This window comes from Nitrospina sp. P1_D6, from assembly GCF_052156615.1.
In the GTDB taxonomy this organism is placed as follows: Bacteria; Nitrospinota; Nitrospinia; order Nitrospinales; family Nitrospinaceae; genus Nitrospina.
Genome location: NZ_JBQKUN010000001.1, coordinates 377,704 through 392,965, shown reverse-complemented (window position 1 = coordinate 392,965; position 15,262 = coordinate 377,704). Strand labels below are relative to the sequence as shown.

The 15,262-nt window shown below is 54.0% G+C and carries 18 protein-coding genes and 1 tRNA gene; 9 read left to right on the top strand and 10 right to left on the bottom strand.

Annotated features, from left to right (window positions below; genetic code table 11):
* Positions 1-30: 30 nt before the first annotated feature.
* Positions 31-873 (bottom strand): carboxylating nicotinate-nucleotide diphosphorylase, encoded by an 843-nt coding sequence (gene nadC, locus ACTRXA_RS01790; RefSeq protein ID WP_442425489.1) that lies wholly within the window; start codon positions 871-873, stop codon positions 31-33.
* Positions 874-954: 81 nt separating this feature from the next.
* Between nadC and ACTRXA_RS01785 the strand changes: the two genes are divergently transcribed.
* From ACTRXA_RS01785 to ACTRXA_RS01770, 4 genes are read left to right on the top strand one after another with little or no spacing between them, the layout of a single operon-like run.
* Positions 955-2,022 (top strand): DUF2157 domain-containing protein, encoded by a 1,068-nt coding sequence (locus ACTRXA_RS01785; protein ID WP_442425488.1) that lies wholly within the window; start codon positions 955-957, stop codon positions 2,020-2,022.
* Positions 1,911-2,897: a DUF4824 family protein gene (locus tag ACTRXA_RS01780; RefSeq protein ID WP_442425487.1), complete on the top strand. Its 987-nt coding sequence runs from the start codon at positions 1,911-1,913 to the stop codon at positions 2,895-2,897. Before ACTRXA_RS01785 ends, ACTRXA_RS01780 begins: the two co-directional genes overlap by 112 nt.
* Before the next feature lie 7 nt (positions 2,898-2,904).
* The gene (locus tag ACTRXA_RS01775; protein ID WP_442425486.1) at positions 2,905-4,176 is read left to right on the top strand and encodes a Glu/Leu/Phe/Val dehydrogenase dimerization domain-containing protein; all 1,272 of its coding nucleotides are present in this window, start codon (positions 2,905-2,907) and stop codon (positions 4,174-4,176) included.
* A 29-nt stretch (positions 4,177-4,205) separates the two neighbouring features.
* Positions 4,206-4,415 (top strand): YgaP family membrane protein, encoded by a 210-nt coding sequence (locus tag ACTRXA_RS01770; RefSeq protein WP_442425485.1) that lies wholly within the window; start codon positions 4,206-4,208, stop codon positions 4,413-4,415.
* A gap of 38 nt (positions 4,416-4,453) precedes the next feature.
* On the opposite strand, the gene hemC is transcribed toward ACTRXA_RS01770, so the two are convergent.
* From hemC to ACTRXA_RS01735, 7 genes are all read right to left on the bottom strand, one after another.
* A complete protein-coding gene (gene hemC / locus ACTRXA_RS01765) occupies positions 4,454-5,407 on the bottom strand; it encodes a hydroxymethylbilane synthase (protein WP_442425484.1) in 954 nt (317 codons plus the stop codon).
* Complete coding sequence (gene hemA / locus ACTRXA_RS01760; RefSeq protein ID WP_442425483.1) at positions 5,407-6,681, bottom strand: glutamyl-tRNA reductase; 1,275 nt, start codon at positions 6,679-6,681, stop codon at positions 5,407-5,409. The genes hemC and hemA overlap by 1 nt, the downstream gene beginning before the upstream one ends.
* Position 6,682: 1 nt before the next feature.
* Positions 6,683-7,474, bottom strand: coding sequence for a cytochrome C assembly family protein (locus ACTRXA_RS01755; RefSeq protein WP_442425482.1), 792 nt, complete (start codon positions 7,472-7,474; stop codon positions 6,683-6,685).
* A 182-nt stretch (positions 7,475-7,656) separates the two neighbouring features.
* Positions 7,657-8,121 carry a transcriptional regulator NrdR gene (gene nrdR, locus ACTRXA_RS01750; RefSeq protein ID WP_442425481.1) on the bottom strand — a complete coding sequence of 155 codons (465 nt, stop codon included), beginning with the start codon at positions 8,119-8,121 and terminating at the stop codon, positions 7,657-7,659.
* A gap of 6 nt (positions 8,122-8,127) precedes the next feature.
* Entirely contained in the window at positions 8,128-9,381 is a 1,254-nt protein-coding gene (gene glyA / locus ACTRXA_RS01745) for a serine hydroxymethyltransferase (RefSeq protein ID WP_442425480.1), read from the bottom strand.
* A 1-nt stretch (position 9,382) separates the two neighbouring features.
* The gene (gene rpiB / locus ACTRXA_RS01740) at positions 9,383-9,862 is read right to left on the bottom strand and encodes a ribose 5-phosphate isomerase B (RefSeq protein WP_442425479.1); all 480 of its coding nucleotides are present in this window, start codon (positions 9,860-9,862) and stop codon (positions 9,383-9,385) included.
* Between the two features lie 310 nt (positions 9,863-10,172).
* Positions 10,173-11,069: a pentapeptide repeat-containing protein gene (locus tag ACTRXA_RS01735; RefSeq protein ID WP_442425478.1), complete on the bottom strand. Its 897-nt coding sequence runs from the start codon at positions 11,067-11,069 to the stop codon at positions 10,173-10,175.
* A 125-nt stretch (positions 11,070-11,194) separates the two neighbouring features.
* Here ACTRXA_RS01735 and ACTRXA_RS01730 point away from each other — a divergent pair, with 125 nt between their 5' ends.
* Positions 11,195-11,854: a CPBP family intramembrane glutamic endopeptidase gene (locus ACTRXA_RS01730; RefSeq protein WP_442425477.1), complete on the top strand. Its 660-nt coding sequence runs from the start codon at positions 11,195-11,197 to the stop codon at positions 11,852-11,854.
* 77 nt (positions 11,855-11,931) lie between these two features.
* On the opposite strand, the gene tatC is transcribed toward ACTRXA_RS01730, so the two are convergent.
* Complete coding sequence (gene tatC / locus ACTRXA_RS01725) at positions 11,932-12,786, bottom strand: twin-arginine translocase subunit TatC (RefSeq protein ID WP_442425476.1); 855 nt, start codon at positions 12,784-12,786, stop codon at positions 11,932-11,934.
* 390 nt (positions 12,787-13,176) lie between these two features.
* Here tatC and ACTRXA_RS01720 point away from each other — a divergent pair, with 390 nt between their 5' ends.
* The 4 genes from ACTRXA_RS01720 (at position 13,177) to ACTRXA_RS01705 (ending at position 14,040) form a co-directional block, all read left to right on the top strand.
* Positions 13,177-13,356 (top strand): hypothetical protein, encoded by a 180-nt coding sequence (locus ACTRXA_RS01720; RefSeq protein ID WP_005010316.1) that lies wholly within the window; start codon positions 13,177-13,179, stop codon positions 13,354-13,356.
* A gap of 6 nt (positions 13,357-13,362) precedes the next feature.
* Positions 13,363-13,435, top strand: a tRNA-Gly gene (locus ACTRXA_RS01715).
* A gap of 30 nt (positions 13,436-13,465) precedes the next feature.
* Positions 13,466-13,747, top strand: a complete 282-nt coding sequence (locus ACTRXA_RS01710; protein ID WP_005010312.1) for a DUF507 family protein — start codon at positions 13,466-13,468, stop codon at positions 13,745-13,747.
* Between the two features lie 14 nt (positions 13,748-13,761).
* The gene (locus ACTRXA_RS01705; protein WP_442425475.1) at positions 13,762-14,040 is read left to right on the top strand and encodes a DUF507 family protein; all 279 of its coding nucleotides are present in this window, start codon (positions 13,762-13,764) and stop codon (positions 14,038-14,040) included.
* A gap of 12 nt (positions 14,041-14,052) precedes the next feature.
* Here the strand turns inward: ACTRXA_RS01705 and larC are convergent, their stop codons facing one another.
* Complete coding sequence (gene larC, locus ACTRXA_RS01700) at positions 14,053-15,228, bottom strand: nickel pincer cofactor biosynthesis protein LarC (protein ID WP_442425474.1); 1,176 nt, start codon at positions 15,226-15,228, stop codon at positions 14,053-14,055.
* Positions 15,229-15,262: the final 34 nt, after the last annotated feature.

Genomic DNA, 15,262 nt, shown 5'->3' with positions numbered 1-15,262 from the left:
AGAATTGCTGGTCGGGAAAGATAGAACCGATCAACCCGGAAGGTCGAAATTCATGCTGATGTCCACTGCCGGGGCGGAATGGGTCAATCCCCCAACCGAAATACAGTCCAGGCCCACCTTCGCCAGCTGTCCCACTTTTTCAAGCGTCATGTTGCCGGAAGCTTCGGTGCGGGCCCGGCCATTGATCAGGCGCACCGCCTCGGCCATTGTCTCCGGCGTCATGTTGTCCAGCAGGATGATGTCGGCCCCACCCTCGATCGCTTCGTTCACTTCTTCCAGATTGGTCGTTTCAATTTCGATGGGTCCCTCATGACCCGACGCCTTTATCCGCTCCAGTGCCGGTCCTATACCTCCTGCCATCTTGATGTGATTGTCCTTGATCAGCACAGCATCGAACAAGCCGAAACGATGGTTGGTTCCTCCCCCGCACGCTACGGCATATTTTTCGAACACGCGCAGGCCAGGGGTGGTTTTGCGCGTATCAAGAATCTGAACCGATCCCGCCTTCTCTACAAATGCCCGGGTCAGGGTGGCAATGCCGCTCAACCGTTGCAATATATTGAGTGCCGTCCGTTCTCCTTTCAGCAACGCGCCGGCCTTGCCTTCGATGCAGATTAAAATCTCACCCTGCTTCAGAAAACATCCATCTTCGCGTTCATTCGCAAACGTCGCAGCCATGTCAACATGGCGAAAAACAGTGCGAACCAGATCCATGCCACAGACCACGAGGTCCTGTTTGGCAACCACCTGCGCCCGGGCGAGGACTGTGGGATCGACCAGGGTTTCGGTGGTGACATCGCCTTCACCAAGGTCTTCCGCCAGGGAACGCTCGACCCACTCATCTATTTGTTCTTGTGTTGGTTGAGGTCTCATGTTCTCATATTAAAAAGCCGACAAAGTCATTTAAATTAGCACAGAACCCCCCTGTGCGCCATGTTTAGGTAAGAGAGCGGGATGGACCGTTTTCCCAGCAAAAAGAAAGCCCAGGAACGGGTGGATCGGATTCAGGCTTTCCAAAAGGAACTGCAGGAAATTGAAAGTTCCGGACTGATCCGCCTGCCTTACGAGACACGCCGGTTGATCGAAGGTTATCACGCGGACCTGATTACCCGTTTCAAGCACCAATTCGACACGGACAACTCAGCCGCAGAGAAACAGCTTTCGCTGGGCATGCGCATCCTCACCTTCCTTGGAGGGCTGGCTCTCTGCGCCAGCATCTTTTTTTTCTTTTATCAGATTTGGGGCCTGATTCCGGAATCAGTACAAATCGTTTCAGTCATCTCCCTGCCCATTCTTGCAGTACTGACCATGCGGTTCGCCGCCCAGCGCGAGCCTTCACATTATTACGCTTCTTTGATCGGGCTCGTCGCCTTCATCGGTTTCGTTTTGAACCTCAATGTAATGGGGTCGCTGTACAACATCACCCCTTCGCAGAACGCCTTTCTGGTTTGGGGCGCATTTGCCCTGATACTTGCGTACCGGTTTGGACTGCGTCTTCTTTTGCTGGCCGGGTTACTTTGTTTACTGGCTTACCTGTCGGCAACGGTGGGAGCCTTTTCCGGAATATACTGGCTTCATTTCGGAGAGCGGCCGGAAAATTTCATTTTCGGGGGAATCTTTTTACTGGCTTTGCCGTTTTGCATCAAACACCATAAGAACCCACACTTCACCTGGTTTTATCATCTGGTTGCCCTGCTTTCAATACACCTCGCCCTCCTTATCATGTCCTATTGCGGTCATTGCAGTTACCTGATGGGCAATGAAAACAGGATCGAGGTCGGTTACCAGACGGCCGCCCTGGCGGCTTACGGAATAACGGTCTGGCTGGGCGTGCGCCTGCAGTATCCCGGCATCACCCATATTGGAACGACTTTCTGCACCTTGTTTTTTTATACGAAGTTTTTTGACTGGTGGTGGGACGCATTGCCGAAGTCACTTTTCTTTTTCGTGCTGAGTCTGATCACCATTGGTCTGCTGGTGCTTTTCCGCTCCATGCGCGATCGATTCCGGGAGGCGGTATGAAACGCTATGGAATGCCCATCGCGGTCGGCCTGATTCTCTTCATCAATGTCTGGGTGATTGCGGGTGTGGTGTTCAACCGATCCGGAGAACCCGAAGCCCGCATTACGCTGACGGAACGGGAGCTGCCCAAAGCCTGGCAGGAGCGGGAAAACACCGGCTTGTTTCTTCGACTCAACTGGCAGATGCCCGGATTTCAGAAACCGGGGCATTACAACCCGGAACCGGGGTGGTTCACCCGCGATAAACTTATCGACCTCGGATTTCGTGTCGAAATGCCGGCCAATGATCCGAGGGCTTACGACTATTATCGCCGCCAGCTTCCCCGGGATGCGTTTATTGTTTTGGAAATGGAAGGTCCGACCTGGAATCTCTGGCGGAAAGGAGCTGCAGAATACTATGCCTCTCTCAAATCGGATTTGGAAAAGGAAACGGATGAATCAAAAATCCAATCCCTCAACCGGCAGATTGAAAGCCTGAAACGGAGCATGGTCACCCAGTCCCGCCTGTTTGCTGTTGATGCGGGAAGGTCCCCTTCCCAACTTCGGGAGCGCTACCCGGACCGTTCCCGGCACCTCATCGTTCGGGGAATCGTCCGTATAAGGAAATCGGTTCTCCCCGCAGGTGAACGGGGCAAACATGGAAAAAACGAAGTCGCCATTAATGGTTATATCCAGAAAATACTTATAGACCAGCTGCATGTTCCCTATTTATTCCGGGATCGCTTTTTTCAATTTGTATCAAAACCCCGATATTGGAGCCCGGCCCGAAGCCGACGTGCCGGCAAAAAAAATGGAATGGGACCGCGTTATACCGTTACCCTAAGTTATGGTAAGCGGTACGAACCCTGGATCACTGAAATCACCGAACTGAAATGAGGGTTGCTTGAGTAAGGGAAAAATTCCAGAAAAGCTGGTCGCAGAACCATTGACAACCGAGGGGAACCCGCGTCATTTCGCCCCTGCAGATCAACCACCTCAAAACAAGTACCAGGTGGTGGACCCGAAGACGGGTGACGTGTGGGGGTATGTTGTAATTGACAATACCCGACGCGGGCCCGGGCTGGGTGGCATACGTATTGCCGCTGACCTCTCAGTTTGGGAAATCATGCGGCTGGCACGTACCATGACATTGAAAAACAGTGCCGCCAACCTTCCATTTGGAGGGGCCAAGTCGGGCATCGCTTTCGATCCGAATGAGTTCGGCCGGGCCAAGGGAATGAAGCAGGACCTCATCGGTGCCTTTGCGGAAGCCATCTTCCCCATTGACAACTACATCTCGGCGCCGGACATGAGCACGGATGAAAACGACACCCAGCGCATCTTTCAATACAACACCGATATGCTGGGAGACCCGCATCACGGCCGGGGAGCAGCGGGACGCCCTTTCGCAAAGGGGGGAGTGCCCATCGATAAATGGGGGCTCACCGGGCACAGCCTTTATTCTTCCATCAAAACGCTTGAGGACATCGATCCCAATTTTCAAATCAGGGGTGCGCGTGTTGTGATCCAGGGATTTGGCAACGTCGGCGCCGCTATCGGTAACAAACTTGCGGAAGAAGGCGCCCTCATTGTCGGGGCCTCCGATCTGAATGCCGCGTTGTGGTGCTCTAAAGGCCTTCAGATCCGCGAGATCAATCAGGCAAGGAGCAACCCCAAAGGACTTGGTTCGTATCGCGGCCAGGTGGACAAACGGTTTTTCAACGGCAACGTGTCCCGTCTCCTCGAAGCGCCCTGCGACATCCTGATCCCGGCCGCGCGACCGGACGCCATCACAGCCCGCAACGCCGACCGCCTTATGTGCGGTAAAATTTTCCAGGGCGCTAACACGCCCAGTAACAAAATGACCGAATACTACCTCGAGAACCGGAGAAAAATTCTGTCCTATACCGACTTCATCGTCAACTCAGGAGGGGTGATCGGGTGTGCGGTGGAGGTGAAAATGACGCAGGACGAATCCTACCGGGAACGGGTCATGGCAATGGGAAATCACGGCCGGACTTATGTTGAAAATCTTATTTTTGAAACCGTGAGCCGCAATATCCTCACCATCACGAAAAGGTTGAAAGAGCGGGCCGGCAAAGATATTATTTTCCGTGAAGAGGCCACCCGGCTGGCGGAAGAACGGCTGGGCAAGCCGGAAGAATACTGGTTGTGATTTTCAACGTAAAATAGAAAGGGAACTCGATGGGCTACAACGTCGGTCATGGGGACAGGTTGTTTCGGATGATGCTGGGGGTCGCTCTGGTGCTGGGAGGACTCGCGTCCGGCGGATTCTGGGGGTGGACCACGGCATTGGTGGGCGTGGTGATCATCATCACCGGCATGGCCGGCAATTGCTTTATCTACTCCCTGTTCGACATCAGCACCTACTGCCCGCCGCGCAATAAAAGCTGATCCGCATCAACCGTCTGCCCGCTCCGCGTTTGATCCGCTCAGCGATTGTAGATTTCGTCGAGGACCTTTCCCGCGCCCTGCTCCAGGATCTCCAGCGCGCACTGGTCTCCCAGCTTGACCGCATCCTGGATGACTCCCGACCCTTCGGCACGGAACACCTGCTTGCCGTCGAGGCTCCCCACCATGCCACGGATGTGAATGCGGTTGCCGTCCACCGTAGCGTAAACCCCAATCGGCACCTGGCATCCACCTTCCAGTCGATGCAGGAAGGACCGTTCCGCCTCCAGGGCGGTATGCGTATCTTCATGTTCAAGCGGTAGAATTCGCATCATGACTCCCGGGTCGTCCTTGCGCGTTTCGATACCCACCGCGCCCTGCCCGCCCCCGGGTAACATGATCTCCGGCGGAATGCATTCGCTGATGCGGTCGGCCATGCCCATCCGCTTCAAACCTGCCGCAGCCAATATGATACCGTCCAGGTTTTCCTTCTCCATTTTATCGAGCCGCGTTCCGACGTTGCCGCGCATGGGTACGATTTGGAGGTCAGGACGATATGCCAGGAGTTGAGTGGTCCGGCGAAAACTGCCCGTTCCCACTTTCGCTCCTTGCGGCAGTTCGTCCAGCTTCTTGCCATCGCGGGAAATGAGAGCATCGCGCGGGTCCTCGCGCTCCGTGATAACAGACAGCCCCAGCCCGGGAGGCAGTTTCATCGGCACGTCCTTCATGCTGTGGACGGCAATATCAACTTCATTCCGCAACAGGCCTTCCTCAATCTCCTTGGTGAACAGGCCTTTGCCTCCGACCTTCGCCAGCGGCACATCCTGGATCTTGTCCCCGGAAGTCTTGATGGTGATCAGCGACACCGTGATATCCGGGTGCTCCTCTTCAAGCAAAGATTTGATCCAGTTGGCCTGCCAGAGCGCAAGCGGACTGCCCCGCGTGCCAATGCGGATTTCACTGACTTCGTAAATCGATCTAAATAATGGGTCCATTAATCGTCCAAATGAAACAGGTCGCGGATGGCTTTCAAATAAGCCTGGCCTTCAGAAGTGCGGGTTTTCTCCTTCAGGTTGACCGTGGGTTTGTGAAGAATCTTGTTGATGATGGAAAGCGTCATTTGCTCAAGAGCGCTTTTATCTTCCGTTGACAAGTGTTCAAGCCGTTTGAGGGTTTTGTCCAGTTCCTGGCGCCGGATGTCCTCAGCCTTTCGACGCAGGCCAACAATCGTGGGCACCGCGTCCCGCGACTCAATCCAGCTGTTGAACTTGACCACCTCGGAGTGAATGATCTCCATGGCCAGTTCGGCTTCCTTCTCACGTTCCTTCATGTTGGCATCCACGACGCTTTGCAGATCATCAATGTCGTAGAGGTACACGTTTTCGAGGTCATTGACCTCCGGAGCAATGTCACGCGGCACGGCGATATCGATCAAAAACATGGAGCGGTTCTTGCGTTTGTGCAAAGCTTCGTCGACCATTTCTTTGGTGATGATGAAATTGGGTGCGGCAGTGGAACTGATAACGATGTCGGCACGGTACAACTCCTCCTTGAACTCATCAAAACCAAGCGCACTGCCGTTCAGGGTTTTGGCCAGGCCGGCGGCCCGTTCGTACGTGCGGCTGGCAACGTACACGGTTTTGAGACCGTAAGTCATGAGGTGCCGGGCGGCGAGTTCCGCCATCTCCCCCGTACCCACCAGCATGACGGTATGGTTTTCCAGGTTGTCGAAAATCTTCCGCGCCAGTTCGACTGCGGCAGAACTGATGGACACGGCGCTCTCGGCGATGCCGGTTTCCTCACGGATTCGCTTGGCGACGTTGAATGCCTTCTCGAATAACTGGTTGAGGAAGATGCCGGTGGTGCGGAGCGAACGCGCCAGGCTGTAGGCGTCCTTCACCTGTCCCAGGATCTGCGCTTCGCCGACGATCATGGAATCCAGGCTCGCCGACACGCGGAACAGGTGCTCGATGGTTTTGTCCTCGGTGTAGGAGTAGAAATGCTCGTCGAGGACATCGATGGGGATCTGGTGGTAATCCGAGATGAAGCGCTTGAGCCGCAGGACTCCGTTGTTGATGTCGTTCACACGGGCGTAGATCTCCACCCGGTTGCAGGTGGAGATGATGAGGTTTTCCTCGATCTCCGGATACTGGTTGAGTTTTTCCGAAGACTCCTCAATGGTCCCCTGCGTGAACGCCAACCGTTCCCGTAATTCTACGGGCGTGTTCTTGTGGTTGACGCCAACGATCACCAGATTACTGTGTTCCATATCACACGTGCAGAAGGTAACTGAACATGACCGTAATGAATCCCGCTACCGACCCCCACGCGGCTTTACGGCCACGCAGTCCCGTCATGAATCGGCCGAAAAACACGATGCCGTATATGATCCAGCCAAACACCAGGGGCCACGTCCGGACCACGTCCCATGAAAAAAACGGCGACTCCGTCGCCTGGGTGGTCCAGATGCCGCCGGTCAAAAAGCCCAGCGTGAACAGCGGAAATCCGATCGCCACCACCTTGAAGTTCAACTGGTCCATCGATTCCAGGGGAGGCATGCGAAAATACATGATGCCAAGCTTTTTGGATTTCACCTGCCGTTCCTGAATCAGGTACATCACTCCCACCGCAAAGGCGATGGCGAATGCGGCGAACCCGAGAATGGACAGGGTGCGGTGCAGGGTCATGAGGCTCCGGAACTGGGATTCCGGAAAGTGCACCACCTCTTCCGACAGGAAGGTCGCGTACAAAAGAATCAGGAAAGCCAGGGGGATGACAAACGATCCCAAGTCCTTGATCTTGTATTTCCAATGGGTAATAAAGTACACCACAACCACCACCCATGAAAAGAAAATTGCCACTTCAAAGGAGGTGGTGTAAGGCCCATGGCCGGTTTCCTGCGAACGCAGGCCGATGATCACCGTATGAAAAAACAGTCCGACCCCAGCGGTGACCGTCGCCAGCGAGGACACGAACTGACGCCGGTATATCAGGTAAACGAAATACTCCAGAGATGCCATCAGATAACTGATCATGGCAATATTGAAGGTCAGGACTTTCATGTCTCATCAGGTGGCGTGGGGAAAAAAGGCATCCTATCACGGTAGCCAAGGGATTACAATGATTTAGGGTCCAACGCCCTTCGCCCCACCGGTTGGGTTCCTCTTCGATTATAAAGAAAAAACAGGCGGGAGAGAAAGCCTTTTGCACTGGGGGAGGTGCAAACGGTGCCGAAAGCTCCGGTTCAGTGATCTTCCTTGTTCTTGACGAAGTTTCTGAGCTCGGACAAAAACTCGTTGGCGTCCTTGAAATCCCGGTATACCGAAGCGAAACGGACATACGCGACGCCATCCAGATTGTATAGCTCCTTCACCACCTTCTCGCCGACGGTGACAGCGGAAACTTCTTTTTCCCCGGATTCCTGAAAATGTTTCTCGACCCGGTCCACGATCTCTTCCATCTGCTCGATGCTGACGGGGCGTTTCTGGCAGGCTTTCTGGATACCGGACATGATTTTGCGGCGATCGAATTCTTCCCGACGCCCGTCTTTTTTCACGACAAGAAGCGGTGTGGTTTCGATCCGTTCGTAGGTGGTGAACCGCTCGCCGCAATTGAGGCATTCGCGGCGGCGGCGGGTCATGTCCCCTTCCCGGTTGGTGCGGGAATCAATGACCTTGTTTTCCATATTGGAACAGTTTGGGCATTTCATCGAGGTTCAGTACTTGTTGGATAGCTCCATGTGAAACGGGTACTGCTCGCAAAGGTCCCTCACCTGCTTGCGGGTTTTCTCGATGTAGGCGGCATCGTCCACGTGCTCCAGCACACCCACGATCAACTCGCCTATCTTCTTCATCGCGTTTTCCTTCATGCCGCGGGTGGTGAGGGCGGGGGTGCCGATGCGGATGCCGGAGGTGACGAAAGGACTGCGCGTCTCGAACGGCACGGTGTTCTTGTTGACGGTGATGCCCGCCTGGTCGAGCGCCTCTTCCGCCTGCTTGCCGGTGATGCCCTTGTTGTTGAGATCGACCAGAATCAGATGCGTGTCGGTACCACCGCTGACGATCTTGAAGTCGCGTTCCTTGAGAAATTCGCCCAGGCACTGCGCGTTCTTGATGACCTGTTTCTGGTATTCGACGAAATCCGCCTGCAGGGCTTCCTTGAAGGCGACCGCCTTGGCGGCGATGACATGCATCAGGGGACCGCCCTGGATGCCGGGGAAAATTTTCTTATTCACGTCCTTGGCGAATTCCTCCTTGCAGAGGATCATGCCGCCGCGGGGCCCGCGCAGGGTTTTGTGCGTGGTGGTGGTGACGAAATCCGAATACGGTACCGGGCTGGGATACAGCTTGGCCGCGATCAGCCCTGCCGGATGAGCGATGTCCGTCATGATCTTCGCACCCACCTCATCCGCGATTTCCCGGAACCGCTTGGCGTCGATCACCCGGGGATAGGCGCTGGCACCGACGACGATCATCTTCGGCCGGTGTTCCCTGGCCAGCTTTTCAACTTCGTCATAATCGAGAAGCTCGGTCTCCTTGTTGAGACCATACTGCACGACCTTGTAGGTATAGCCCGAAAAGTTCACCGGCGCCCCGTGCGTCAGGTGGCCGCCATGAGACAGGTTCATGCCCAGAATGGTGTCACCGGGTTCACACACGGCGTGATACACGGCCATGTTGGCCTGTGATCCCGAGTGGGGTTGGACATTGGCATGCTCCGCACCGAAAATCTCCTTCGCCCGGTCGATCGCCAGCTGCTCGGCGATATCCACGTATTTGCAACCACCGTAATAACGTTTGTTGGGGTAGCCCTCGGCGTATTTGTTGGTCATCACCGAGCCCAGTGCTTCGAGTACCTGGGGGCTGACAAAGTTCTCGGATGCGATCATCTCCAGCGTGAAATTCTCGCGGTCGATTTCGCCTTTGATGGCATGCGCGATATCCGGGTCGAATTCAGATAAAAGTGACAATTTAAAGTTCTCCTTTGTTAATCATTTTTTCGATGGAATTGATCTTTTCCAGACGGCGGCCGTGGCGTCCTCCTTCAAACGGGGTGCTCATCCAGGTGCGGACAATTTCATAGGCAAGCCCCTTGCCTATTACCCGGCCTCCCATAATCAGGATGTTTGAATCATTATGCTGCCGGCAAAGCTTGGCCGTGTACACATCGTTGCAAAGCGTGCCCCTCACTTTGGGGAACCGGTTGACGACGATGGACATGCCGATTCCGGTGCCGCACATGACAATGCCGTTCAGGTTTTCGTCCTCCGACACCATGGTGGCCACCTTGATGCCGTAATCCGGGTAATCCACCTGTTCGGAAGAGTCCGGGCCGAGGTCCGACACCTCCACACCGTCCGCACGCATGGCCTCAATGAGGGATTGCTTCAATTCGAATCCGGCATGGTCGGAGGCGATCACAATTTTTCCAATTTTATTTTCTCTATTCATACAGCCTTTATTCAATTCCTTGTGATTTCAGGGTTGGTTCTGAGCACAAGGCGGGAAGGTTGATTCGCCCGCGTTGCATGTAGAAGGAGGCTCCGGAAGGAAAGGCCGGGGTACCGGGTTGTGCAACAGCCCAGTGGACCCACCGACGTCGAACCTGAACGTGCCATCTTAACAGATTGCGGACTATTCCGGGAGTGCACTACCGAAATTACCGCATTGCCGGAACACGCCCCAATATTCAATTATTAAATTTAAACATTAAAATAAACTATATAAAGTACTAATTTTAAACTATTTTTTATACCCACAGCTATTCGCGGGGTTTGCACACAAATTCCGTTTTTGAGGTCCATTCCACTTCGAGATCATGAGGCAAAATGGTGCGCTTGTCGATTTTTGCCCCATTGACCTGCTCCGCTGTCAGGTTTTCTACTTTTTGCAAGTTGGCCCCGTGCAGGATGGCTCCGTCCAGTTTGGCCCCGCTCATGTCAGTTTCGCTGAAATTCGAACGCTCCAGGTTGGCCTGGGAAAAGTCACAATTCGACAATTCCGTGCTGATAAAATTGGATTGGCCTAATTGCGCCTTCTTAAAGTTGACGTTCTCGAGTGCCGCCACGCTGAAATCGGTCTGGTTCAGGTTGGCGCTGTCAAAATTGACATTATTGAGTTCGGATTCGCGGAAATCCACCCGTACGAGCCGGATGAAACTGAGGTCGGAATCGGTGATCTGAATGCCCCGGAATGTGGAATGCGTGCCGTCGGCCTGAATGAACTGGCATTTGACCATCTCCACGTTAGCCAGATCGGATTTGGTCAAAATGGATTTGTTGATCTGGCAATTTTCAAACCGTGCGCCCCGAAAGCTGGTATTGGACAATTGAAGTCCGTTCAGCACAATATTGACCAGTTTCGCATCGTCAAACCGGGCCTGCGTCAGGTGGCTGCCGGTGAACTTGCAGTCCGTCAGAACCGCTTCCATAAACTTGACCCCCAACATGTCCGAGCGGCGGAAATCGATTCCGTTTAATTGAGCCTGGCTCATGTCGATGCGCATCAGGTTCGCATCAGTCAAATCGGCTTTGGTCAACCGGATGCCGGAAAGGTCTGCGGCCACCAGATCGTGCTTGGACAGCTCCAGCTTTTTTCGCAGGTCGTCCTCGGACAAATCTGCCGAACGCCAACCGGCATCCATGCTTTCTTCTGACATAGAGTCTCCTATTCACTCATACGAACAAACCGCGGATATACTATCATGGACACCCCAATCTTCCAGAAAGGAAATTAAACCACTTTTCCGGCATGCAACAGAAATCATCGACAGCTCCGTGGAGTTTGAAGGGACCGGCCTGGAGTCTTGCGGGATATATCTGCCTTGTCTATCCTCTGGTGCACCTGCTTGTCCGTGACCCCCATCGGTTTTCCGCATGGATGGGGCCGGTGTATTTCGGACTGGTTTTGACGGTGGTATGGGCCAGAAAGAAGGCGACCCTGGCCCAACTCGGGTTCGCCAGGGAAGCGTGGGTTCGTCATGGTTTGGCGGGAGGCCTCCCCGGCTTGCTATTGGCTGGAGCCGTGCCCTTGCTCGATGCCTTCATCGAAAATTCGGGATTGAACCAGACGGAACTGTTTGCCGGAGCGGAAAACAGAGCCATCGCCCTGCCCTCCGTTGCCACGCTTGCGTTGATTGCAGTGGGACAGGTCGTTTTCACACCCCTTATTGAGCAGGTATTTTTCACCGGGTACCTGCTTCCCGCCCTGTTCCGCGTGGGAAAACCGATGACGGCAATCTATTTCACTGCTGCGTTGTTTGCCCTTGTCCACTTCGATATCAGGTTGAGCCTGTTCCTGATTGGACTGGTCTGTTCCGGATTGTTTTACTGGACCGGCACACTCTGGGCTTCCCTGTTTTTTCATATGGGGTGTGCGCTGGGGGGATGGTTGGTGACCTACTTTTATCCGCGCGTGGTCACGTTTCTCGCGTTTCTGTTGTGAGGGAAAACCCTGTCACGACCGGAGGGTACGCGCTGGGACAACGGAATTCATACCGGGAGAGAAAACCGGCCGCAGAATCACACCGCCTTCTTTTGCGGCTTGACCTTGACCTTTCTTTTCTTGGCTTCTTTCTGTGCCTGTTGCGCTTCCTTCTTCGCTTTACGCATTTCGCGTTCCAGCTGGACCTGCTTCAACACCTGCTCGCGCTGCTTGGGGTCCTCAAAAAACGTGGACACCAGAACGCCGAATTCATACAGACAGTACAATGGCACGCCAAGCAGGAGCTGAGTGACGATATCGGGCGGGGTGAGGATGGCCGCCAGTGCAAACGAGCCGAGGAAGGCCCACTTGCGGTACATTCGCATCTTGATGGTGTTGATGACACCGAATTTGGTTAGAAGGACCATGATCAACGGCGTCTGGAAGGCAAAGGCAAAAGCGAGAATCAGCTTCACGATGAAGGAAAAGTAAAAACCGATTGTGACCTGCATCTGCCAGTACTGCACGCCGTAGTTGAACAGGAACTTCAGCGCCAGGGGCACCACGAGGAAATAGCAGAACGTGCCGCCAAACACGAAAAACAGCGTGCCGAAAAACACGAACATGAATGTGATTTTCTTCTCCTTGACCTTGAGGCCGGGAGAAATGAACATCCAGAAATGGTAAAGAATGAGCGGCATGGAAATGAACAGCGATCCCATGAACGCAACCTTCATGTTGGTGAAAAAGGGCTCCGTGGGGGTGATGAAAGTCAGGCTGGCCCATTGCCTGGGAAGCGGGTCCTCCAGCCAGCCCAGCAGGATCTCGATGAAGTAGAAGCAGATCCCGAAAAAGAAACCCACCACAATGGCCGTCTGAACCACACGGTCCTTGAGTTCCTTGAGGTGCTTGGAGACGGGAATTTTTTCGGTAAAACCCAGGGTGTTTACCACGTTTCATCCTTTTGCAGGTCGCGTTCTGAAATCTTTCGCCGACCGGCCATACAAACAAAGCCCACTGAAGGGCCGGGGCGCATTCTTTCTGGATGTCGGGATGGGCGGAGACACAGTTGAATGTATTAGCGTTTTTCGCCACAACCCATTGCTTGTGACCTCATATTACTTAAAGAAAAAAACAAATACAATGATGATTTCAAACTCCGGTCCCGGTTCCAAAACCCGTTGTGTTTTAAGAATTTGGGATGGATATTATTTGCTTCACTCGGGGAAATATTGGATAATGCATCAAAATACAGGCTCCAGCCTGACGAGCAACCCGGTAAAAGTTGTCACCTCTTTCCAAAAAGCTTTATAATCAGTGAATTAGATTGGCGTTGTGACCGGATGGATCGGACTATCAAAAAAATCACCGGTGTCAAGGTGATCAATATCAGTGAAGAAAGTGCCGAAGCCATCGAGAAAATGGTGGACAAAGCCATCAAGGAAGTTCGCGGCAAAGGACTGGAAATTGTGGATATCCAGACCACTGGCGACAACTTGTTCTTGATCTTGGTTGAAGACTGAAAACAGGCGGGTGTAGCTCAGTTGGTAGAGTGTCAGCTTCCCAAGCTGAATGTCGCGGGTTCGAACCCCGTCGCCCGCTTTCTAATTTTAAAACCAATCACGCAGGTTCATGAGAATTCAGAAAGAATTAATCGACCGCATCGCTAAAAAAACCGTCCGCTCCCTGATCGAAAACAATTTCATCATCTGGGACGACCGGCCGGAAAAACTGGAAGCCATCATTCACGAGATCATCACCGAAGACCTGATGGTGGAAGACCGGCTGAACGAAGAAGTCAAAATGCTGTTGGAATCCCGCACCAAGGACTACGAGCGCGACATGATGGATTACGGACGCGTGTTCCAGATGGTGAAGTCCAAACTGGTCCGGGAACGCGGCCTCATTCTTTAAACAAAGACGCAAAAATGAAACTGAGCAGGGAAAAAGTCAATCACATCAGCAAGCTCATCGTGAAGGATTTCGAAAACCGCGAGGAGATCGACTACAAGGAGGACCTCAACGACGTGCGCCTGGAAATCGCCCGGGTCATCAACGAGGAGTTGAAGATCGACGACAAGGCGGATGCCGAAGCCCGGCGCATCATTGAATCCTACACCACCCGCAAACTCCGCGAGGGAACGGAGGAGTGGGAAATCATGTACCAGAAACACTACGACGAGTACTTCAAGAAACACGGACTGTAATAGACGGTCCGCCTACCCTTTCAATTGCTCTTCGGCATTACGGAGCGCTTCCTCGTACACTTCCCTGAGCGGCACTTTCTTTTTGTTGGCGATTCGCCGGCAGTCTTCATACTCCGGCGAGATATGGACCGGCAGTCCATCCAGCCAGCCCACCTTCACCTTCACCGATCCAAACCGGGTTTTGACCGGTTCCACTTTTCGCTCGAGCACCGTCCGCTCCATCTCGCACGACCGCACCCCGTAAGTCGAAGTTTCCGCCAGGAGGATTCTGGAAAGCGCATCGCGCTTGCGCGGTGGTGACAAAACGGACAACTTCACAGCCGGCCGGTTTTTTTTCATCGAGATGGGCGTGAAGTAGACATCCAGGGCCCCGGCCTCGAACAGGCGATCCATGACGTGATCGTAAAACTCCGGATTCATGTCGTCGATGTTGGTCTCCAGCAAGACCACGCGGTCGGTGGACTTCGTCACCGTCTCTCCCAGGACAGCGCGCAGCAAATTGGGCTGACCGTCGATCTGGTGCGTTCCGGCACCATATCCTACTTTCGAGATGGTCATGAGCGGCATACCCTGGAATTTTTCGGAGAAGAAACCGATCATCGCCGCACCGGTGGGCGTGGTCAGCTCCATCGGCACGCCGCTGGAAAAACAGGGAATGCCTTTCAGCAACTCCAGCGTGGCGGGGGCTGGAACGGGAAGAATGCCGTGTTCGCAGGCGACCGTACCCTCGCCCGTGTTGATGGGGGACGCCATGACCTGCTCCACTTCCAACAGGTGCAGGGCAAACACACCGCCGACGATATCGATGATCGAATCCACCGCCCCCACTTCGTGAAAATGCACCTTGTCGAGGGCGATGCGGTGCACCCGCGCCTCGGCCCGGCCCAGTCGCTCGAACACAGCCACAGCTTTCTCTTTCACCGTAACGGGAAGCTTGGATTTTTCTATGATGGTGCGGATTTCCCCAAATCCACGGTGGTGATGGTGCGAGTGTCCCACCTTCACATCGACCTTGCTGCCTGCCAGATGGCCCCGCTTCACCCTTCGAGATTTGATTTCGTAATCCTTGAGGCCCAGCGTCTGCAGACCTTCGCGCAAAACCTTCAGGTCCACGCCCAGATCCACCAGTGCACCCAGGATCATGTCACCGCTGATCCCGGTATAACAGTCGAAGTAAAGGGTTTTCATAAACAGAGAGACCGGTCAGGGAATCAAATTGGAA